At 72.6% G+C, this 21145-nt stretch carries 17 protein-coding genes; 12 read left to right on the top strand and 5 right to left on the bottom strand.

Features of this window, described 5'->3' with window-relative positions:
* The first annotated feature begins 2 nt into the window (after nt 1–2).
* The 7 genes from O7621_RS25965 to O7621_RS25935 are packed head-to-tail and all read left to right on the top strand — an operon-like array spanning nt 3 to nt 8098.
* Nucleotides 3–401: a PAAR domain-containing protein gene (locus O7621_RS25965; RefSeq protein ID WP_282231648.1), complete on the top strand. Its 399-nt coding sequence runs from the start codon at nt 3–5 to the stop codon at nt 399–401.
* On the top strand, nt 398–799 hold the full coding sequence (locus O7621_RS25960; RefSeq protein WP_281550856.1) for a GPW/gp25 family protein: 402 nt from the start codon (nt 398–400) through the stop codon (nt 797–799). Before O7621_RS25965 ends, O7621_RS25960 begins: the two co-directional genes overlap by 4 nt.
* A complete protein-coding gene (locus O7621_RS25955; protein WP_282231647.1) occupies nt 796–4341 on the top strand; it encodes a putative baseplate assembly protein in 3546 nt (1181 codons plus the stop codon). Before O7621_RS25960 ends, O7621_RS25955 begins: the two co-directional genes overlap by 4 nt.
* The gene (locus tag O7621_RS25950) at nt 4338–5324 is read left to right on the top strand and encodes a hypothetical protein (RefSeq protein WP_281550854.1); all 987 of its coding nucleotides are present in this window, start codon (nt 4338–4340) and stop codon (nt 5322–5324) included. Before O7621_RS25955 ends, O7621_RS25950 begins: the two co-directional genes overlap by 4 nt.
* Nucleotides 5321–5947, top strand: coding sequence for a phage tail protein (locus O7621_RS25945; RefSeq protein WP_281550853.1), 627 nt, complete (start codon nt 5321–5323; stop codon nt 5945–5947). Before O7621_RS25950 ends, O7621_RS25945 begins: the two co-directional genes overlap by 4 nt.
* 16 nt (nt 5948–5963) lie before the next feature.
* Nucleotides 5964–7784, top strand: a complete 1821-nt coding sequence (locus O7621_RS25940; RefSeq protein WP_282231646.1) for a hypothetical protein — start codon at nt 5964–5966, stop codon at nt 7782–7784.
* A gap of 29 nt (nt 7785–7813) precedes the next feature.
* A complete protein-coding gene (locus O7621_RS25935; RefSeq protein WP_282231645.1) occupies nt 7814–8098 on the top strand; it encodes a hypothetical protein in 285 nt (94 codons plus the stop codon).
* Here O7621_RS25935 and O7621_RS25930 read toward each other — a convergent pair whose 3' ends face one another.
* From O7621_RS25930 to O7621_RS25920, 3 genes are all read right to left on the bottom strand, one after another.
* Nucleotides 8099–9196: a prenyltransferase gene (locus O7621_RS25930; protein WP_282231644.1), complete on the bottom strand. Its 1098-nt coding sequence runs from the start codon at nt 9194–9196 to the stop codon at nt 8099–8101. It abuts the gene before it with no gap.
* A 176-nt stretch (nt 9197–9372) separates the two neighbouring features.
* Nucleotides 9373–10023 (bottom strand): acVLRF1 family peptidyl-tRNA hydrolase, encoded by a 651-nt coding sequence (locus tag O7621_RS25925; RefSeq protein WP_281550849.1) that lies wholly within the window; start codon nt 10021–10023, stop codon nt 9373–9375.
* Between the two features lie 4 nt (nt 10024–10027).
* Complete coding sequence (locus O7621_RS25920) at nt 10028–10483, bottom strand: DUF6403 family protein (RefSeq protein ID WP_282231643.1); 456 nt, start codon at nt 10481–10483, stop codon at nt 10028–10030.
* 153 nt (nt 10484–10636) lie between these two features.
* On the opposite strand from O7621_RS25920, the gene O7621_RS25915 reads away from it, so the two are divergent.
* The 4 genes from O7621_RS25915 (at nt 10637) to O7621_RS25900 (ending at nt 18248) form a co-directional block, all read left to right on the top strand.
* The gene (locus tag O7621_RS25915) at nt 10637–12337 is read left to right on the top strand and encodes an ABC transporter ATP-binding protein (RefSeq protein ID WP_282234734.1); all 1701 of its coding nucleotides are present in this window, start codon (nt 10637–10639) and stop codon (nt 12335–12337) included.
* Entirely contained in the window at nt 12334–14073 is a 1740-nt protein-coding gene (locus O7621_RS25910) for an ABC transporter ATP-binding protein (RefSeq protein ID WP_282231642.1), read from the top strand. Before O7621_RS25915 ends, O7621_RS25910 begins: the two co-directional genes overlap by 4 nt.
* Nucleotides 14074–14151: 78 nt before the next feature.
* Entirely contained in the window at nt 14152–17337 is a 3186-nt protein-coding gene (locus O7621_RS25905; protein WP_282231641.1) for a DEAD/DEAH box helicase, read from the top strand.
* A complete protein-coding gene (locus tag O7621_RS25900) occupies nt 17334–18248 on the top strand; it encodes an SWIM zinc finger family protein (protein WP_282231640.1) in 915 nt (304 codons plus the stop codon). Before O7621_RS25905 ends, O7621_RS25900 begins: the two co-directional genes overlap by 4 nt.
* Nucleotides 18249–18273: 25 nt before the next feature.
* Here the strand turns inward: O7621_RS25900 and O7621_RS25895 are convergent, their stop codons facing one another.
* Nucleotides 18274–18525, bottom strand: coding sequence for a DUF3040 domain-containing protein (locus tag O7621_RS25895; RefSeq protein WP_278170454.1), 252 nt, complete (start codon nt 18523–18525; stop codon nt 18274–18276).
* 292 nt (nt 18526–18817) lie between these two features.
* Entirely contained in the window at nt 18818–19564 is a 747-nt protein-coding gene (locus tag O7621_RS25890) for a bifunctional DNA primase/polymerase (protein ID WP_282231639.1), read from the bottom strand.
* A 300-nt stretch (nt 19565–19864) separates the two neighbouring features.
* On the opposite strand from O7621_RS25890, the gene O7621_RS25885 reads away from it, so the two are divergent.
* Nucleotides 19865–21100, top strand: a complete 1236-nt coding sequence (locus O7621_RS25885) for a helix-turn-helix domain-containing protein (protein ID WP_282231638.1) — start codon at nt 19865–19867, stop codon at nt 21098–21100.
* Nucleotides 21101–21145: the final 45 nt, after the last annotated feature.

Genomic DNA, 21145 nt, shown 5'->3' with positions numbered 1-21145 from the left:
ACATGGGACAGTTCGCGGCGAAGCAGGGTGACCGGGTCAACGCGACCGACATCCACGTCGTCATGGTGCCCGGGGCACCCGCGCCGACTCCTACACCGTTGCCGCATCCCTTCACCGGGATCATCAACGGCGGGCTGAGCGCCGATGTCAAGATCATGGGGAAGCCGGCGGCGGTGGCCGGCTCCACCGCCGAGAACACCCCGGCGCACGTACCCACCGCGCCCGGCACGTCGTTTCAGAAACAGCCGTCGAACACGGCCACCCTCGAAGGCGGCAGCGCGACCGTGAGGATCAACGGAAAGCCGGCGATCAGGTCCGGTGACCTCGCGTCGACCTGCAACGATCCGCAGGACCTGCCCAGCGGCGCGGTCCTTGCTGCGGGTACGGTGACGATCGGGTGACCAGCGCGGTGAACCACGGATTCCTCGGCACCGGCTGGGCGTTCCCACTCGGCTACGAGCCGGGGCAGGGCATCCGGCTCAGCGACGACGGCGCGGCCCTGATCCGCCAGTCGATCGGGCTCATCCTCGGCACCGCGCCCGGTGAGCGGGTGATGCGGCCGGACTTCGGCTGCGGCATCCACGACCTCGTGTTCGACGTCAACGACGTCGGCACCGCCGGGCGGATCAGCCGGTCGGTGCGGGAGGCACTGGCCCGCTGGGAACCACGGATCGACGTGCTGGACGTCTATGCCGCACCCGACCCCGACGACCGGCGCCGCCTGCTCATCGAAATCAACTACCAGGTGCGTTCGACCAACAGCCGGTTCAATCTCGTCTACCCCTTCTACCTGGCATGACCGGACAGCCCCCACCCATCGACCCCCGCGACCGCGAGGCGCTCGCCGCGCAGACCGCCGCGCTGGCGACCCGGTACAGCGGCTGGCGGCCGCCCACCGACGGGCGGCGGGACGCCGGTCAGGCGCTGATCGGCATCTTCGCCCGCTACGCCGAACTGGTGGTGCAGCGGCTGAACCAGGTGCCGGAACGTGACTACCTTGCGTTTCTCAACCTGATCGGGACCCGGCCGGCGCCGCCGCGTCCGGCCCGCGTGCCGCTCACCTTCGCTCTGGCCCAGGGCAGCCAGACCGAAGCGGTGGTCCCGGCCGGCACTCAGGTCGCGGCCACCCCGCGCGACGGCGAGGACGACGAGGTCGTCTTCGAGACCGTGACCGATCTGGTGGTCACCCCGGCCCAGTTGCGGACCGTACTGGTCGACGACGCACCGCAGGACGCCTACGCCGACCGCAGTGCCATGGCCACCGGCCAGCGGGACGAGCCGTTCGACGCCTTCAACGGCGATCAGCCGGTGCCGCACCGGTTCTTCGTGGCCTGCGACCCGGTTCTCGCCGCCGAGGGAACCAAGACGGTCACCCTGGCACTGACCGCCTCGCACGCCGCCCTGCTCGCCGAGTGGCCAATCTCCTGGGCCTACTGGGACGGCGCCCGGTGGCATCCGGTCGAGGCCGGGACGACGCTGTGGGACGGTGCCTGGACGGTGACGTTGGCCGATCTGCCGCCACTGCCTGCGTACGATGTGGACGGCACCACCGCCGGTTGGCTGCGCGCGCAGCTCGACATGCCGATGCCGCAGCCGGTCTCCGGGCTGGCGCTCGACGCCGTCGCGTCCGGCCGTCGGACCCCGCAGGCCGCCGTCGACGGGTTCTACCCGTTCGGCGAGAGCAGTCAGGTCCGGTGGTGCTACCTCAGCGTCGGTGTGGTGGTCCCCGGCACGGTGGCCCGGCTCGCGGTCACCCTGGCCCGGCCCGGCACGCCCGCCGACCCGGCGACCCCGGTGCGGCTGGTGTGGTCGTACAAGGTCGGCGACGAATGGCGGCGGCTGGGCGAGTCCGGCACGGCGACGGCGGAGTCCGACGGCGACGCCGCCGGGGAACTGGTCGACAGCACGCTCGCGTTCACCGCCGACGGCGAGGTCAGTTTCCGGGTGCCGGCCGACTGGCCGGCCGAGCTGTTCCAGGGACGGCCGGGCCACTGGCTGCGGGCCGAGATCGTCGACCACGGGGCGACGTACGCCATCCTGCCCCGGCTGGCGGCGTTGTCCGTCGGCTACGACTGGGAACTGCCCGTCGTCACCGGCATCGACGCGCGGGTGCAGACGCCACCGGATCCGGTGGCGTTGCCGCAGGCCTTCAGCAACACCAGCCCACTGGACGTGACCAGGGACTTCTATCCCTTCGGCGAACAGCCACGGTTCAACGACACCTGCTATCTGGCGTGCCCGGCGAGCCTGGTCTGGCCGGGTGCGGAACTCGTCGTCGACGTGACGCTGACCAACGGGCCGGCCGACCAGGCGGATCCCGTGGTGCCGCCGGTACGCACCGATGGCGACCCACGACTCGTCTGGGAGGCATGGGACGGCGCGGCGTGGCGGGGGGTGATGGTCGACGACCCGCAGTACGCCTTCACCGACAGCGCCACCGTGACGCTCACCCCACCGGACGGGTTCGCGCGCACCGAGGTGAACGGCGTCGAGGCGCACTGGGTGCGGGTCCGGCTGATCGGCGGCGACTACGGGGTCGCGGCCCACTACACCCGCAATGACGACGGAGGCTACGAACTGGTCGACGCCACCTTCGCTCCGCCGGTCGTCACCAGGTTGTCGTGGCGGTCCCGGGCCGGGCTGGCGGCTGCGGTCCCGGCCCAGGCCTGTGTGACCGAGAACGACTTCCGTCTCGTCACTCACCACCGCGACGGTGACGAGCGGTGGCAGATCACCCCCTTCACCCCCAATCCGCACCGGGACCGAGCTCTCTACCTCGGCTTCGACCAGCCGTTCGACAACCGGCCGGTCACGCTCTACCTGCAGGTCGAACCACCGGCACCCGAGGACGTGGTGGCCGACCGGCTGGCCGGCGCCGACCTGACCGACCGGGCCGACCTGGTGTGGGAGTACAGCGGTGCCGACGGTTGGCGGCCGTTGATCGCGGTCGACGAGACCGGGACGCTGGGCGACCGCGGCGTGGTCCGCTTCGTCGGTCCTCCGGACCTGACCGCCCGGGAGTCGTTCGGTCAGCACCGGTGCTGGTTGCGACTGCGACACCGGCGTGGCGGCTTCGCGATCCCACCACGGCTGCGTCGGGTCTCGCCGAACACGACGTGGGCTACGCAGACGACCACCATCACCGGGGAGATCCTCGGATCGGGCCTCGCCGAGGCCGGCCAGCGGCTGGCCACCGCGCAGACACCGGTGCTGGCCGACCAGCGACTCGTCGTCCGCGAGCCGCAGCGGCCGTCACCGGCGGAGGAGGCCGCGCTCGTCGAGGCCGACGGCGCGGGTGCCGTCACGGCCGCCGACGCTGCGGGGCAGGTCTGGGTACGCTGGCACGAGGTGACGGACTTCCACCGCTCCGGGCCAGGGGACCGCCACTACACGATAGACGCCGCCACCGGCGAGATCGGATTCGGTGACGGGCAGGCGGGGCAGGTGGTGCCGATCGGGCAGAACAACGTCCGGATCACCTACCGCACGGGCGGCGGCGAGCGGGGCAACCGACCTGCGGACACCATCGCCACGTTGAAATCCGCGGTTCCCTACCTGGACTCGGTGACCAACCTCGAGCCCGCTTCCGGCGGGTCCGGCTGGGAGCCGATGGAGCGGGTGCGGACACGGGGGCCCAAGGCGCTACGCCACCGTGACCGGGCGGTCACGGTCGACGACTTCGCGGACCTCGCGTTCGAGTCCTCGGCCGAGGTGGCCCGGGCGCAGGCGGTGTCGCCCAGCGGGTTCGATCCGTTCGACCTGTGGCTGGACCCGGACCAACAGCCGGGCGGTGAGCATCAGCAGGCTGACGCAGGTGGGGTCGGGGTCATCGTGGTCCCGTTCTCCACCGCCGCCCGACCGGTGCCCAGCCTGGGTCTGTTGCGTCAGGTGGACCGGCACCTGCGGGCGCGGTGCGCGCCGACCGTCGGCCTGTGGGTGGCCGGCCCGGAGTGGATCGAGGTGACCGTCACCGCCACCGTGGTGGCCGGCGACCCGACGGCCGCCGGGCTGATCCAGGCGCGGGTCGAGCAGGTCCTGGACCGTTTCCTGCATCCGCTGACCGGCGGACCGGACGGCACCGGCTGGGCGTTCGGCCGCAAGCCGCACCGTTCGGACATGTACGCGGCGGTCACAGCAGTCGACGGGGTCGACCATGTCCGCGAACTCGAGGTGGTGCAGGTGGCCCGGTCCGAGTCGCTCGGCGAGCGGTTGGCGGCGGTCCTCGGCCGTTCGCTGGCGCAGGGCGCGGCCGAGCCGGTTGCCGCGGACCTGACCCGGTGGCTGGCACGTGCGCTGGTCTATTCCGGGCGGCACCAGATCACCGTGACCCTTCCAGCGTGAGGACCGCCGTGCCGATTCCGTTGCCGAACCTCGACGACCGCGACTACGACGACCTCGTCGGCGAGGCACGGTCGCTCATCCCGGTCCTGCTGCCGGAGTGGACCGATCACAACCCCAGCGACCCCGGCGTCATCCTGGTCGAGATGCTGGCCTGGTTGACCGAGATGCAGCTGTACCAGGTCAACCAGATTCCGCAGAGCCACACCCGGAACTTCCTGCAGCTGCTCAACGGCCCGGAGTGGACACCTCCGACCACCGGTGGGCTCGACGCCGCCGTCCGGCAGAGCCTGGCCGACCTGCATGAGCGCTACCGGGCCGCGACCGCGGACGACTACGAGTACCTGGTCGGCACGGTATGGCCGGCGCAGCGACAGCCCGCCGGGCCGGACCGGGTGCGGCGGGTCCGGTGCGTGGCGGGTCGTGACCTCGCCGGTACGGATCCGGCCGCTGTCGCCCCGGCACACGTCAGCGTCGTCGTCGTCCCGGCGCCGGGTACGGAGACCGACACCCATCCGGTGCCGACCGAGGAGCTGACCACCGAACTGCACGACTTCCTGGCCCCGCGTCGGCTGCTGACCGTACGTCACCATGTCGTCGGCCCGCAGTACGTCGACATCGGGATCTCGGCCGATCTGGCATTGCGTGAGGATGCTCCGCCGACCGAGGCGCTCGCCGACGCTCGGGCCCGGCTGCACCGGTTCTACGACCCGTTCACCGGCGGTACCGGCGGCACCGGCTGGCCCTTCGGACAGGGAGTCCACCCGTCCGAGGTGTATGCGGTACTCGAGCAGTCACCCCTGCTCGACTACATCGAGAACGTCCAGCTCGCCCTGGTCGGCGCCGGTGGTGGCGTCGGTGCCGGTGACACGGGGGGCAGCGTCGCGCTGGACGTGCACCAACTGCCCCGGCTGGCCCGCCTGGACCTGGTCGGCTACGACGGCTACGGCCGGACCTACCCGCCCGGCGGGGAGGGCGCACGATGAGCCGGTACCTCGATCATCTCCCGGTGATGTTCCGGGAGGACCCGTTCGCCGGCCGGTTCCTGCTGGCCTTCGAGGCGATCCTGACCGGCCGCGACGACGTCGAGGGTCTGGAACAGACCATCGGACGTTCGGCCGACTACATCGATCCGGTGCACACCGGTGAGGACTTCCTGCCGTGGCTGGCCGGCTGGGTGGCGTTGAGCCTTCGCGCGGACTGGGACGTGGACACCAAACGCGGCTTCATCCGGGAGGTCGTGCCGTTGTACCGGCAGCGGGGGACCCTGGCCGGGCTGCGCCGGATGCTGGAGATCTACCTGCGCCCGTTGGCCGACCAGGTGACCCGGGAGGACGTGGTGATCCTGGACGGGTACGACACGCCCGCCCACTACTTCCAGGTACAGCTGACTCTCGGCGCCGCCGACGGTGACGAGTTGCGCAGGGTGCAGGAAACCGCACGGGCGATCATCGACCGGGAGAAGCCGGCCCACACGTTCTACGCGCTCAAGGTCGTGGTGCCCACGATGCGGCTGGTCTCCGAGGAGCTGAAGGAACGCGAAGGCGGCAAGCCGGAGCGGCTCGTCCTCAACCGCAACACGTTGCTCGGCACGCGCGACTCGACCTGAAACCGGAGGAGGTCCGATGGCGGACTACACCCAACCTGACGTCGTCTCGAAGCGTGTCCGCTTCTTCGACGGGCAGTTCCTGGAGGACCAGGACTTCATCGACGAGCAGAGGTTCCACCTGGACCGTGAGCGTCGGCAGAGCCGGCTGCTGCGGCTCACCGGCGTCAGCGAGGGCCTGGGCCTGGCCGCCGCGGACGAGCCGTTCCGGGTCACGGTGTCCGCGGGCATGGCGGTCGACGCCCTGGGCCGGCACCTCGTCCTGGCAGCCGCCGCCGAACTGCCGCTGGGTACGGGATTCGCCAACCAGCAGAACGTCGAGGTACGCCTGGCCTACCAGGAGTCCGCGACGGACGTGGGACAGACCGGGGACGGCGGTGTCGGCGCCCGGCGTTGGGAGGAACGTCCGAAGGTGGTGGTGGCCGCCCCGAACGGGACGACGGCGGTCGCTCCCGCCGAGGCGGAGCCCGATCTGGACGGGCCGACGGTGCTGCTCGGTCGAATCACGGTGGCCGACAACGGCGACGTCGCGGTGCACGGCACCACCGCCGAGCTGTCCAGTCTGTCGATGACGGGCGGCATCGGTGTCGGTGTCGCCGCCGGCACCGGTCTCGACGTGGGCGACTTCGATCACCAGGACCGGCATCTGACGTTCCGGGTCGCCGCCGACGACCAGCACCGCAGCGGGGTCCGGTTCTGGGCCGGCGCGACCAACCAGGGATTCTCCGTGGAGTACGACGGACGGTCAGCGGCCGGACGCGGCCTGCACGTGCGAACCCACGAATCGGACGCGGACGGAACGACCAGGCTCTTCATCGGCACCGACGGACATGTCGGCGTGGGCACCGCCGACCCGCGGGACACCGCCGGTTGGGGGCGGGTGGTCGATGTGGTCGGTACCGAGAGCACCAGGCTGTCGGTACGTACGGCGAACGTGGACGGTCGGGTGGCGGCGCACGACGGGGGGGTGTTCGGTGCGCCGCCGGGGATGGTCGTCGGCACCGCGACCGGCAGCCCGCTGACCCTCGTCACCGGTCAGGCCGCCCGGCTGAGTATCAACGCCGCCGGGCACGTCGGCATCGGTACCGCCGATCTGTCGGGCGCATTCGGTTGGGGGCGGGTGGTCGATGTGGTCGGTACCGGGAGCACCAAGCTGTCGGTACGTACGGCGAAGGTGGACGGTTGGGCGATGGCGCACGACGCGGGGATGTTCGGTGCGCCGGCGGGGATGATCGTGGGGACCGGCACGGCGAGCGCGTTGACGCTGGTCACCAACCAGGCTGCCCGGCTCAACATCGACACGGCCGGCCAGATCGGGGTCGGCACCGTCGCCGTCGCCGGGCATCAGCTGGCGGTCCGGGCCGAGCACCGGCATCTGCTGTTGCGCCGGGAGGCGGGCGAGGTCCAGCCGGGACGGAAGCTCGTCTTCCTGGAGTTGCAGCAGGCCGACACGACCCCGCCGACCGTGTCGCCCACGACGCTCGCCATCCGGTTCCACCACGGCGGCCGGTACGCGTACCAGCTCGAAGTGGACCCGGCCGGTTTTCACTTCCGGGCCGCTGACGGCGAGCCCCGTAGCATCCACGCCGGGCAGGTGACCGCGCAGGCGGTGCGTATCGGTGACGTCGTCGTCGGTGAGCGTGAGCTGAGGATCCTGAAGAAGCTGGCTGACAACGAGCTGGTCTGCAAGCTGCGCAACACCTACTACGACAGCTACATCTGGGACAGTGGCCAGAAGCGTGGCGACGGCCCGTACCGGTACGCCCTCACCTGGATCCCGGGGCAGCCGGTCGCCTCGCACACGAAGACCTTCTGGCAGTTCGAAATCTCCGACCAGTGACAGACGACCCACGACGGGACGGATCAGGTATGCGGGAGCAAGTGGAGCAGCGGGTCGCCGAGCTGGAGGCCGAGTTGCGGGCCGGTCAGCAGATGCTCGCCGAGGTGGAGGCCCGGCGGGCCGACATCCAGCAGACCCTGCTGCGGATCACCGGTGCCATCCAGGTGCTCAACGAGTTGCTGGCTGTCGGGCCGTCGGCCGGGCCGGTCGCCGCCGGCACCGCGAGGGACGCGGTCGGCACCCCGGCGGCCACCGCCGGCACCGGCACGGCCCCGGGGGCGGTGCCGGACCGGCTGGTGCCCCAGCCGCTGTGATCAGCGGCGGTCGGCCGGGGCGCTGGTCGGGCGGGTCCGCCCGGCCAGCCACAGCCGGTGGGCGAACAGGCCCACGTATCCGGCGAGGACCGCGCCGAGCAGGGTGAGCGCGCCGCCGTCGGCGCCGGTGCGGGCCGCGTCGAGCAGGACGCCGAGCATCGCCGCGCCGACGATCAGCGAGACGTGGTTGGAGGCCCAGAAGACCACCGGGGTCATCCGTCGCGGGTCGAGGTCGCGCATGTCGCCCCGGCACAGCCGCAGCACCAGCCAGCCGGAGATCGCCGCGGTCGCCGTCATCGGTGCCCAGACCAGCCAGGGTACCCAGCCGGCGAGGGCGGAGCCGGTCAGCGCGGCGTAGGCGACCGGTTGGGCGGTGACGATGACGCGTACCGCCCGGTCGTAGCCGATGATGACCGGAACAGTGCGCTTGCCGACCTGCTCGTCGGAGCGACGGTCGCCGAGGTTCATCACCATCATCCGGACGGTCTGCAGCAGCGCGGTCGGGGCGAGGACGGCCAGCAGCAGGACCGGCACGGTGCCGGTCTGCAGCAGCACCGCGACCATCGGCCACAGCCCGTTGAGGATCGCCGCGACGGTAACCTCGCCCAGGCCGCGGTAGTTGAACCGGCCGGGTGGCGCGGTGTAGAACCAGGCCAGCACGACGGCGGCGGTGGCGGCCAACCGGGTCGGCCAGTCCGGCATCGCGACGATCATCAACTGTGCCACGGCGGCCAGGACGAACGCGGTACCCAACGCCACCACCGGTGGCACCAGCCCGTCGACGAGTGCCCGGCTGCCGCCGGTCCACGGGGTGAAGTAGACGTTGGCCCGGTCGGCCGCCAGATCGAAGTACTCGTTGCAGTAGTGCGTCATCAGGTGGACCGTCCAGGCGAACAGTTGCGCCAGGACATACCATCCGAGGTGCAGCGGATAGCCCTGGTGCACCGAGACCGCCACCGCGAGCCCCACCGGGAGCAGGTTGTAGAGCAGGAAACGCAGCCGGGCCAGCCGGATGAACCCGCGCCAGTCGGTCCGGCCGGTCTGGTCGGCGCGTTCCCCGACCGGCGGGTCGGTGGTCGGTCGGCTCGTCACAGTCATCGTCGGGCACGCCTTCTGTAGTCGGGTCGTCACCCGATCCTGGTGGAGAAGTGTTACCGGACAGGACCAATGGACGTAGACCCTGGTAAATGTCCCAGGTTGCCGCCCGACGTGGCGGTCGGCGAGGTACGTTCGGCGCAACGGCCATTGTGGGCGACGAGCGGGCGGCGTCCGGCTTACGGCACCAGGTGGATGCGGACTCGGCGGGCGGCGACTGCGGCGTCCTGCAGTACGGCGAGCCGTGGCTCGGGGCAGTCCAGCAGGTGCGGGTGGCGCAGCGGCAGCAACGGTGCCAGCCGCCGGTCGGCGAGGACCGCGTCGACCATCAACCGGTCGCCGCCGCAGACCAGTGCGCCGATCGGCTCCTCGGCGTCGGCGGTGCCGTACGGCAGCAGCACCCGGGCCACGACGTCGGCGGCCCGGTTGGCCGCCGCCGTCGCCTGGTTGTCGCGCCGCCGGGCGTACCGCTGCTGTGACTGCCCGCCGGCGGCGGTGCGTCCCTGCACATAGTGCCGCTCCACCTTGGACACGACGACGGCGGTGCCGTCGACGACACCGGCCGCCACCGCACCCTTGCGGGCCAGCAGCAGGCCGATGCGCGGCGGCCGGATCAGTGCGGTGAGCAGACCGTCGACGTCGTTGATCCCGTCGAAGCCGGGCGGCGGGTGCAGGGTCGCCGTGTCGCCGTTGCTGGCCCCGGTCAGGGTCAGGCTGTCCTCGGCGGCGCCGTCGTGCCGGCCGTAGAAGCCGTCCAGCCAGCCCCGCAGACGCTCCGGGGAGATCTCCACCCACCGGCCGCCGCCGGCCGCCGGCCGCGCTCCGCGCATCCGCTCAGTTCCCCGGTACGGCGAGCGAGTCGGCCAGCTCGCGGCCACGTCCGATCAACTGCTCCAGCCGCTCGGTGAGCCGGTCGACGTCCGGCCGGTCGGCCCGGTCGGCGGCGACGATGTCGGCAAGCAGGTCGGTGTAGTCCATGGTGAGTCGACGGTACCGCCGGACGAAGTCACCTCGCTCCCCGGTGCCACCGACCGCGTCTTGGTTGCCGCCGGCCGCGCCTCGTTGCGCCCGCGCGCACCGGCGGTGCAGGTCGATGATCTGCTGGCCGAGCACGGCGGCGAGGTTCTGCGCCCGGGTGAGCAGCTGCTCCGCCTCGGCGACCGGCCGGGGCGCTGCGTTGCGGCTGACCGTGGCCGCGTCGATCGCGGATCTCGCCGTCGACCAGCAGACGCGCCGGGCGCGCTGGGCGCCCGACGTCGGGGCAGCGTCGCGGTGCCCGGTGACCGACACAGCCGGTGGATGGGAAAATGCGTCGGCGGCGTGAGTTGGGACGTTTAGCCTGGGCAGGTGCCGCCACTGATCCCGCACCCCGATCCGGGCAGTCCCGATGTCCGGGGGCCGGTGCGCTACCTGTGGTGGCTGGTGTGTCGCCAACCGTGGCGGGTGCTGCGCGGCGCGTTGCTCAGTACGGTGTGGATGGTCGGCCTGGCCGGTCGGCCGTACCTGGTGGCCCGGGCGATCGACGACGGACTGCGTCCTGGCCGGTGGGCCGTACTGGCGTGGTGGGTCGGTGCCGTCCTGGTCGCCGGGGTGCTGATCTCCGTGGTCGGTGTGTTTCGGCACCGCACGATGACCTACATCCGCGAGGACGCCACCGCCCGGTCCGCCGGGGTGCTGTCGCGGCAGCTGGCGCGCATCGGCGCGGTCCTGCCGAGCCGGCTCGCCACCGGCGAGGTGGCCACCGTCGGCGGCACCGACATCACCCACACCTCGCACGTGCTCACCCTGACCGGGCCGGGCGTCGGCGCGGTGCTGGCGTACCTGGTGGTCGCGGTCCTGCTCTGGACGGTCTCGCCGGTGCTCGCAGCGGTCATCCTGATCGGCGTGCCGGTGGTCGCGGCGCTGCTCGGCCCGCTGCTGCGCCGGTTGGACCGGGCCGAGCAGACCTATCGGCGGGAACAGGGCCAGCTCACCGCCCGTGCCGGCGACATCGTCGCCGGGCTGCGGGTGCTGGCCGGGGTCGGCGGTCGGTCCCTGTTCGCCGACCGCTACGTCGACCACTCCCAGCGGCTGCGTGGGCACGGCTACCGGGTCGCGGCGGTGAACAGCTGGATCGAGGCGCTCACCGTCACCGTCCCCGGCCTGTTCCTCGCCGCCGTGGTGTGGATCTCCGCCCGGATGGCGGTCGCCGACGAGATCAGCATCGGGGAGCTGGTCGCCGTCTACGGGTACGTGGCCGCGCTGACCGTCCCGGTCTGGTTCCTGCAGGAGGGCAGCTACCAGTTCATCCGGGGCCGGGTCGCGGCCCGCCGGATCGTGGCCCTGCTGCGGCTCACCCCCGACCCGGTGACGGACCTGGCGGCGCGGCCCACCGCGGCCGCCCCAAGGCAGCCGGCCGACCTGCACGACCCCGACAGCGGGTTGACCGTGCCGGCCGGACGGATGATCGGGGTGGCGACCGACGACCCGGGCGACGGGCAGGCCCTGGCCGACCGGCTGGGCCGGTTCCGCCGGTCCGGGGTGACCTGGGGCGCGGTGCCGCTGGGCGCGGTCGCACTCGACGAGGTGCGGGCCCGGATCCTGGTCGCTGACCACGACGCGTACCTGTTCGCCGGCACGCTGCGGCAGATTCTGCAGGGTGCGCGGGCGGACGAGCCGGACGCGGCCGGTGAGCGACGGGTGCGGGCGGTGGTCCGGGTCGCGTCCGCCGACGATGTGGTGACGTCGCTGCCGGACGGCCTGGCTACCCCGATCGGCAGTCGCGCCCGTACCCTCTCCGGTGGCCAGCGCCAGCGGGTCCGGCTGGCCCGGGCGCTGCTGGTGGAGCCGGAGGTGCTGATCCTGATCGAGCCGACCTCGGCGGTTGACGCGCATACCGAGGCCCGGGTCGCCGACCGGCTGCGCGTCGCGCGGGCCGACCGGACCACGGTGCTGGTCACCACGTCCCCGCTGCTGCTCGCGGCCACCGAGACGGTGGCGTACCTGCGCGGTGGTCGGGTCGTCGGGATCGGCGGCCACCCGGAGCTGCTGGCCGGCGACCCGGACTACCGAGCGCTGGTCGCCCGGGGCGGCGAGCTGACCGAGGCGGCCGGACCGACCGTGGGGCCGACTGCGAAGGCGACGCCCGGGACGGGGCGACCGTGACCGCCTCCGGTCGGTTGCCGGTGGCCGATCCGCGTACCGTCCGGCGGGCGACCGGGGAACTGCTCGGCCAGCAACGCTGGGTGGTCGCCGGCATCCTGGTGCTGCACGTCGGCGCGGCCCTGGCCGGCCTGGCCGGGCCGTGGCTGCTCGGCCGGATCGTCGACGTGGTCACCGCCGGCGCGTCGGTGGCCGCGGTCGATCGGCTGGCGGCGGCGCTGATCGGGTTCGTCCTGCTGCAAGGGCTGCTCACCCGCTTCGCCCGGTACGTCGGGCTGCGCTTTGGCGAACGGGCGGTTGCCCGGCTCCGCGAGGACTTCGTGCACCGCGTCCTCGGACTACCGGTGTCGGTGGTCGAACGAGCCGGCACCGGCGACCTCGCCACCCGCAGCTCCAGTGATGTCGCCACGGTCGGCACCATGGTTCGCGATGTGGTGCCGGTGGTGGTGATCGCCACCGCGCAGTTGGTCCTGCTGTTCGGCGTGGTGTTCTGGCTGCATCCGCTGCTGGGGCTGGCCGGCCTGATCGGCCTGCCGTCGATCGTGGCGGTGACCCGGTGGTACCTGCGTCGGGCGCGCCCGGCCTACCTGACCGAGGGCGCGGCGATGGCCGCGTTGACCGACACGTTGACCACCACCGCCGACGGTGCCCGTACGGTGGAGGCGCTGCGGCTGGGCGACGAACGGATCCGCGCAAGCCGGACCCGGATCGCTGACCTGTGGGCCGCCCGGCGGGCCACCCTCGCTCTGCGTTCGGTCTACTTCCCGGTGGCCGAGGCCAGTGTCGCGTTGCCGATCGGTGCCGCGTTGCTGGTCGGCGGGCTGCTGCTGCACCGGGAGACCGTCACCCTCGGCGCGGTGGTCGCCGCCGCGCTCTACCTGCAGCAGGCCGTCGAGCCGTTGGACACCATCCTGCAGTGGATCGAACAGGCCCAGCGTGGGCTGGCGTCGTACGCCCGGGTGCTCGGCGTCGGGCAGGTGCCGCCGGAGCCGCGCGGCCGGAACGCCACGTCGACCGGCCGGGAGGTGCGGGTGACCGGTCTGACCTTCGGCTACGGCGGCGGCGTCGACGTGCTACGCGGCATCGACCTGACGGTGACCGCCGGGCGACGGCTGGCGATCGTCGGCCCGTCCGGGGCGGGCAAGTCCACCCTGGCCCGGCTGATCGCCGGCATCGAGGCGCCCTGCGACGGCGCGGTGCTCCTCGGCGGCTGCCCGGTCACCGACCTCGACCCGGCGCAGCGGCGCCGCCGGATCGCCCTGGTCACCCAGGAACACCACGTTTTCATCGGTACGCTGCGCGACAACCTGCGGTTCGCCGCCCCCGAGGCGTCCGATCAGACGTTGCGGTCCGCGTTGATCACCGTCGGTGCCGACTGGTACGCCGACCTGCCCGCCGGCCTGGACACGTTGCTCGGCGACGGCGCGCTCGACCTGCCGGCCGCGCACGCCCAGCAGGTGGCGCTCGCCCGGCTGGTGCTCGCCGATCCGGACATCCTGATCCTGGACGAGGCGACCGCGGCACTGGACCCGACCACCGCCCGCCGGATCGAGCAGGCGGTGGCGGCGGTACTGGCCGGGCGGACCGTCATCGCCATCGCACACCGGTTGAACTCGGCCCACGACGCCGACCGGGTGGCGGTGCTGGACCAGGGTCGGATCACCGAGCAGGGCAGTCACGACGAGTTGATCGCCGCCGACGGCGCGTACGCCGCCTTGTGGCGCTCCTGGCACGGCTGACCGCCCCGGCGGTGGCGTCGGCCGTACCAGCCGGACCACCCGTACCATCGGCGCAGGTGCGACGGCGAAGGAGTGATTGTGCTGGTGGTGCAGGGGCTACTCGGCCCCGCCGGTCGGCTCGCCGTCTGGGCCGAGGACTCGACGTTGCCGTCGGCGCCGCCCCGGCGGCCGGGGCGGCCGCCGCGCCGCCGACCGCACCCGTTCGCCGCCGGACACGAGACCCTGGTCGCAGCGCTGAGCCCACTGCTCGGGCCGGTGGCGGTGAAGGCAGTCACCGGCAGTACGGCGGTCCGGCTGCCGACCGTCGCCGGTGCTCCGGTCGACTCACCGGAGCTGGTCCGTACCCAGTCCGACGCGCCGACCACCGGGCTGGCCCGCGACGGCGGCGACGCCGACTGGCTGGTGTCCACCCTGGAGTTCGACGCCGACGAGGCGTTGCCGGTGCTCTGCACTCTGCACGACGTCGATCCGTCAGCCGACATCGTGCCTGGCGACGGTCTGCCTGGCGACATCGCGCCGGGCGAAGGTCTGCCGGGCGGGTTGGTGATCGGCGCCGGGGTGCGCCACCTGGCGCTGTTCGCCGGGTTCGCCGCCGAACTGGTCGCCCGGGGCCGGGTGCTACCCGCCGTCCGGCCCGGTACGACACCTGGGTCGGCCACCGCCTGCTGGCTGCCGCTGCTGACCGGAGTCGACCAGCGGTGGGCCCGGTCGCTGGCGTTGGCCACTCCGGCGGCGCTGGCCGCCGGGGCGCCCGGCACCGGACATCGGCGTGTCGCCGAGGCACTGGACGCGCTGACCGACGCCGCAGCCCGCGCCGCGCTGCACGGTGTACGGCTGGCCGAGGGCGGGGCTCGCTCCGGGCCGTTGGCCGCCCGCGACGCCTGGCTGACCGCGTTGACCGGGCCCCGGCGGGATTTCACCGCCCCGGTCGCGGCACTCGACACGCTCGTCGTCGAGCTGGAGCACTGGCAGCGCGACGCGGCTGGCGGCCCGGTGCGGGCCCTGTTCCGGCTGCGCGAACCCGAACGCGACCCTGATCCCGTCACTGACGGTGACGCCCCTGACGGCGGCGGTGCCGTCGGATGGCGGTTGGAGTTCGCGTTGCAGGCCACCGCCGAGCCGAGCCTGCTGGTCGACGCCGCTGCGATCTGGCGCGGCGGCCGGCAGCTCCAACCGCTCACCCGGCACACCGCCGACCCGCAGGAGACGCTGCTGGCCGAGCTCGGCCGGGCCAGCCGGCTGTGGCCGGCGATCGACGACGCGCTGCGCACCGCCACCCCCGACGGGATGGACCTTGACGTCGCCGCCGCCCACCGGTTCCTGCGCGACGGCGCGCCGGCCCTGCACGCCGCCGGGTTCGGCGTCCTGCTGCCGTCGTGGTGGCGGCGGCCCACCGCCCGACTCGGTGCCCGGCTGCGGGCGAGCAGCCGTACCGCCCCGGGCACCGTCGCCGTCGACCGCGACTTCGGCACGTCCGCCCTGGTCGACTACCGCTGGGAGGTCGCCCTCGGCGACCAGCCGCTGACCGAACAGGAGCTGCGGGACCTGGCCCGGGCCAAGAGTCCGCTGGTACGGCTGCGCGGCGAATGGGTCGAGGTCGACCCCACCCGGCTCGCCGCCGGACTGAAACTGCTGCGCTCCGGCGGTGAGCTGACCGTCACCGACCTGCTGCGGGTCGCTCTCGACGGCGACGGCGAGGGTACCGCGCTGCCGCTGCCGGTGCTCGGCATCGACGCCGACGGGGCGCTCGGTGACCTGCTCAGCGGAGAGGTGGAGCGCAAGCTCACCCCGGTGACCGAGCCGGCCGGTTTCCGTGGCCGGCTGCGCCCGTACCAGCAGCGGGGTCTGGCCTGGCTGCGGTTCCTGGACTCGTTGGGACTCGGCGGGGTGCTCGCCGACGACATGGGACTCGGCAAGACCGTACAGCTGCTCGCCTTGCTTGCCGCCGACGAACCCGACGCCGGACCGACGCTGCTGATCTGTCCGATGTCGCTGGTCGGCAACTGGCAGCGGGAGGCCGCCCGGTTCGTGCCGGACCTGACGGTGCACGTGCACCACGGTGCCGACCGACCCCGTGGCCCGCAATTCGTCGCGGCGGTGACCGGCGCCCGGCTGGTGGTCACCACCTACGCGGTGGCCGCCCGGGACGCCGCCGACCTGGCCGGGGTCGGCTGGCACCGGGTCATGGTCGACGAGGCGCAGGCGATCAAGAACGCGGCGACCCGGCAGGCCGTCGCGGTCCGGTCACTGCCCGCCCGGCACCGGGTCGCGATCACCGGTACGCCGGTGGAGAACCGCCTCGCCGACCTGTGGTCGATCATGGAGTTCGCGAATCCGGGCCTGCTCGGCGGCGCGGCAAGTTTCCGCCGCCGCTACGCCGAACCGGTGGAACGCCACGGCGACGCCGAGGCCGCCCAGCGGCTGCGCCGGATCACCAGCCCGTTCGTGCTGCGCCGGCTCAAGACCGACACCTCGATCATCTCCGACCTGCCGGCCAAGTTGGAGATGGAGGTGGTGTGCAACCTCACCGCCGAGCAGGCGTCGCTCTACCAGGCCGTGGTCGACGACATGATGGGGCGGATCGAGTCCAGCGACGGCGTCGAGCGTCGCGGCCTGGTGCTGGCCACCATGACCAAGCTCAAGCAGATCTGCAACCACCCGGCGCAGTTCCTGCGCGACGGCTCGCACCTGGCCGGACGCTCCGGCAAACTGGCCCGGCTCACCGGGATCCTCGACGAAGTGCTGGCGGCGGGGGAGAAGGCGCTGCTGTTCACCCAGTACGCCGAGTTCGGCGCGATGCTGCGCGGGTACCTGTCGTCGTACACCGGTCGGGAGGTGCTGTTCCTGCACGGCGGCCTGGGCAAGGCGGACCGCGACGACCTGGTGGCCCGGTTCCAGGCCGGCGGCGACGCCGACGGCGACGGGCGGGCCGGTCCGCCGCTGTTCGTTCTGTCGTTGAAGGCCGGCGGCACCGGGCTGACCCTGACCGCCGCCAACCACGTGGTGCACGTGGACCGGTGGTGGAACCCGGCGGTGGAGGACCAGGCCACCGACCGGGCGTTCCGGATCGGCCAGCGGCGGGCGGTGCAGGTCCGCAAGTTCGTCTGCGCCGGCACCGTGGAGGAGAAAATCGCGGCGATGGTGACGGACAAGCGTGGCCTCGCCGCGACCGTCGTCGGCAGTGGTGAGCAGTGGCTGACCGAGCTGTCGACCGCGCAGTTGCGGGAGCTGTTCACATTAGAGGCCGGGGCGGTGGTCGAATGAGCTCATTCGCCGATTTCGGCCGGCCCCGGCGGGTCGACGGTGGGCTGCGGACCCGCAGCACCCGGGGCTCGATCGGCCAGTCCTGGTGGTCGCGCCGATTCGTCGACGTGCTGGAGTCGTTCGCGCTCGGCACCCGGCTGACCCGGGGCCGCTCCTACGCCCGAGCCGGGCAGGTGCTCGCCCTGACCGTGGCACCTGGCGTGGTGACCGCCCAGGTACAGGGTTCCCGGCCCCGGCCGTACCAGGCACGGATCGGGCTACGGCGCTACGGCGACGCGGTGTGGCGGCGAATCGAGCACACTCTGGCCGGCCAGGCGCTGTACAGCGCCCGGCTGCTCGCCGGTGACCTGCCGCCGGAGCTGGAGCAGGTGTTCGTCGCCGCCGGGGCGCCCCTGTTCCCGGCCGGGGTCGACGAGCTGACGATGAGCTGCAGCTGCCCGGACGCGGCGGTGCCGTGCAAGCATCTGGCCGCCACCTGCTATCTGCTGGCCGAGGAGTTCGACACCGACCCGTTCCAGATCCTGCACTGGCGGGGGCGGGACCGGGTCACCCTACTGCGTCAGCTGCGGCTCGCCCGTGGTGGCGACGGGCCATCCGCCCATGGTGACGGCGGGGCGCCGTCCGCCGACGCTGCCCCGCGGTCCACCGACTCCGGCGCGCTGCCGGTGAGGTCCCCGGTCGGTGCCGGCCCTGCGCTGGCCGGCCTGTCCGAACCCGGCGCCACGTCGGACGCCGGATTCTGGCGTGCGCCGGTGCCGCTGCCGGACCGTGAGCCGGTCCTGCCGGCCCGCGCCGACCTGCTGCTGCGCCAGCTCGGCGCGCCGTCGCCGGCGATCGGCGGACCGGGCCTGGCCACGGTGCTGGGCCAGGCCTACCGGCGGTTCGCCGAACCCGCGCCGGCCGACGACTGACCCGGCTACCAGCGGCGGGCCCTGGCTACCAGCGGCGGGCCCGCAGCGCGAGCAGACCGGCGGCGGTGAGTGCCACCGTGCAGATCGACGCGGCGATCCAGCCGCCGAACAGGGCGAGCAGCGGCACCACCGCCCAGAGCAGCACACTGGCGATTATCGCCGCCCGGTTCCGCCGGTCGGCGGCCTGATCACCCAGGCGGGCGACGAAGTCCGGATCGGTCGTCCGCAGATGGCGGGCGATCTGGTCGAACCGGCGTTGATCCTCCCTGCTGAGCATGGCGTGCCTTCCCTCCGAACGTCCCAAACGGCCGTGGCGTGGTGGCTTCGGTGGCGTGGTGCGGTAGCGCGCTGTGCCTACCGAACGATGCGTACCGAACGGCCATCGGGGCATTACCCAATCGCCCGCCGCTCACGCAGCCCGGTCCTGCAGCTTGCGCCTCAACCGGCAAACAGGACGGCCGCCGGGCCCGGGACCGTCAGGTCCCGGGCCCGGCGGCCGTCGGGAAGATCCGCCTACCCGGGTGAGCACCCGGGCCGGTGGAGTCACCCGCGGGTGACCGCTGGGCAGGTCACAGCGCCCGGCGCAGGGTGGACGTCTGCCGGGGGACGAAGACCGTGGCCGCCGGAGCGAGCGGGACGGTGAGCGGTACGGCGCCCGGCAGCGGCCCGACCGGCGCGCTGCGGGGCTGTGGCAGCCGTGGTGGCGCGGCGGCGGTTTCCCGGGCGTCGACGATGATCCGCTGTACGGCGTACGAGTCAGGTAGCCGCCAGCCGACCTCGTCCGGATCGACCGCCCAGCGGACCGGCCCCTGCGGCAGCACCGTCGGCGGGGCGGGGATCCAGGAGCCCGGCCCGTGCTGGATGACGTCCAGCGAATCGGCCAGCTCCGGGCGCAGCGCGTCACCCGGGCGTACCAGGAACATCCACCGCCCGGTCGGGGTGACCGCGACCGGGCCGCGCAGCTGGCCCCGGCCGGGTGCCGCCGCTCCGCCACGCAACCGCAGCGTGCACAGCGTCCGCAGGCCGAGCCGGGCCGGCACGTCGAGCACGTCGAACGCGTGTCCGGTGGCCAGCAGGACGGTATGCGGCTGCTGGCGCCACCACGAGCCGACCCGGTCGCGCTGATCACTGGCGTCCCGCTCCCAGTGCTGCAACGCCGGGTGGCAGCCCGTGGTGGGACAGCCGGGGCGGTCACACCGGAAGCGCCCCTGGTGCAGGTACGCCCCTGGCGTCACCGGCCAGCCGTGTCTGGCGTAGCGCAGCGCGCCGCGGCGGAGCCGCAGGCGGACGAAAGGCGGTTGGACCGTCCACCGCATGATCGACATTCCTCCAAGGCATCTGGGTGCCGCCCGGACCACTCGTCGGGTCCGACCGGTCGGGTGTGAGGGCAGCCGGATCCGGCGTGCCCGGGCGGGGGACGCCGCGGCGACACGCCGGAACTTTTCGGCTGCCAACCCTTTGCAACTTGCATCGAAAACTACGACCATCTGTGATGGACCTAACGCACTGCCTGTGCGATGAGCACGGTCAGTGGTCCCGGTGTCCGGGGGGATGCCGCATCGACCAGCACGTTTGCCGGCTGTGAAGTGCCCGGCACCGCGAGGGGGAACATGAGCGTGGAAGAGTTACCCATCGGTCGACGGGTCGCCTACTGGCGTGGCCGACGCAAAATGTCCCAACAGGTGTTCGCCGACCGGCTCGGAAAATCCAAGAGTTGGGTGGACAAGGTCGAACGGGGGGTGCGCCGACTGGACAAGTTCTCGGTGATCCACGAGATCGCCGACGTGCTGCAACTCGACGCGCAACTGCTGCTCGGCAAGGACCCGGAGCGGCGGCCGGAGAGCGTCACCTGCATAGACCAGGTGGAGGTGGAGGAAATTCGGGCCGCACTGGAACGCTATGACTCGATCAGTACGTTCTTCCGACCCACGAACAGCCTGCCGCCGCTCGCCGAGATACACAAGGCGACCAACCACGCCTGGCTGACCTTCCAGCACGCCAAGTACGGGGTGCTGGCCCGGGCACTGCCCCGGCTGCTGCGTGACGCGCAGGCCGCCGACGCCCACTACACCGGTGACGACGACGATGCGCAGCAGGCGGCGAGTCTGCTCGGCCAGCTCTACCAGATTGCCTCGTCCACGTTGCGCAAGCTCGGTGAGCACGATCTCGCCTGGCTGGCCGCCGACCGTTCGATTGCGGTGTCGCACCGGGCCGGCGATCGGCTGCTGACCGGGGTGGCGACCTGCCGGGTCGGCAACGCGCTCCTGGCCCTCGGCCGGTCCCGTGCGGCCCTTGAGGTAAACGTGAACATCGCCAACCGACTCGCCCCGGCGGACAGCCGCAGCAGCACCCCGGAGCAGCTGTCTGTCTACGGCCTGCTGCTGCTGCAGGGTGCGATGGCCGCTGCCCGGCTCGGCGACAGCGCAACTGTCCGGGACCTGGTCAACGGCGCCGACGAGGCGGCCCGGGCGCTCGGCGAGAACCGCAACCACTACTGGACCTGCTTCGGCCCGACCAACGTGCAACTGCACCGGGCTGCGGCCGCCGTGGAGCTCGGCGAGGGACGGACGGCGGTCGAGACCCACCGGGTGATCATGGAGGATCCGGGCTTCAACGCCCTGCTGCCGGAACGGCGGGCGCACCACCTGCTCGACATCGCCCGCGGCTACGCCCAGTTCGGCGAGCTGGAGAAGGCCACCGAGATGCTGCTGGAGGGCGACCGGCTCGCCCCGGCGGAGATCCGTTGCCGACCGGTGGCCCATGCCGTCATGTCCGATGTGCTGCGCCGAACCCGGGGCACGCCGTCGGCGCCGGTCGCCGAACTCGCCGAACAGATGGGGGTCGGCGTGTGACCCGACACCCTGCGACAGCCACATACCCATCGACGGAGAGGTGAC

This window comes from Solwaraspora sp. WMMD937 (genome assembly GCF_029581175.1).
Taxonomy (GTDB): Bacteria; Actinomycetota; Actinomycetes; order Mycobacteriales; family Micromonosporaceae; genus Micromonospora_E.
The sequence above is the reverse complement of the archived record's forward strand: the minus strand, read 5'-3'. Positions and strand labels throughout refer to the sequence as shown.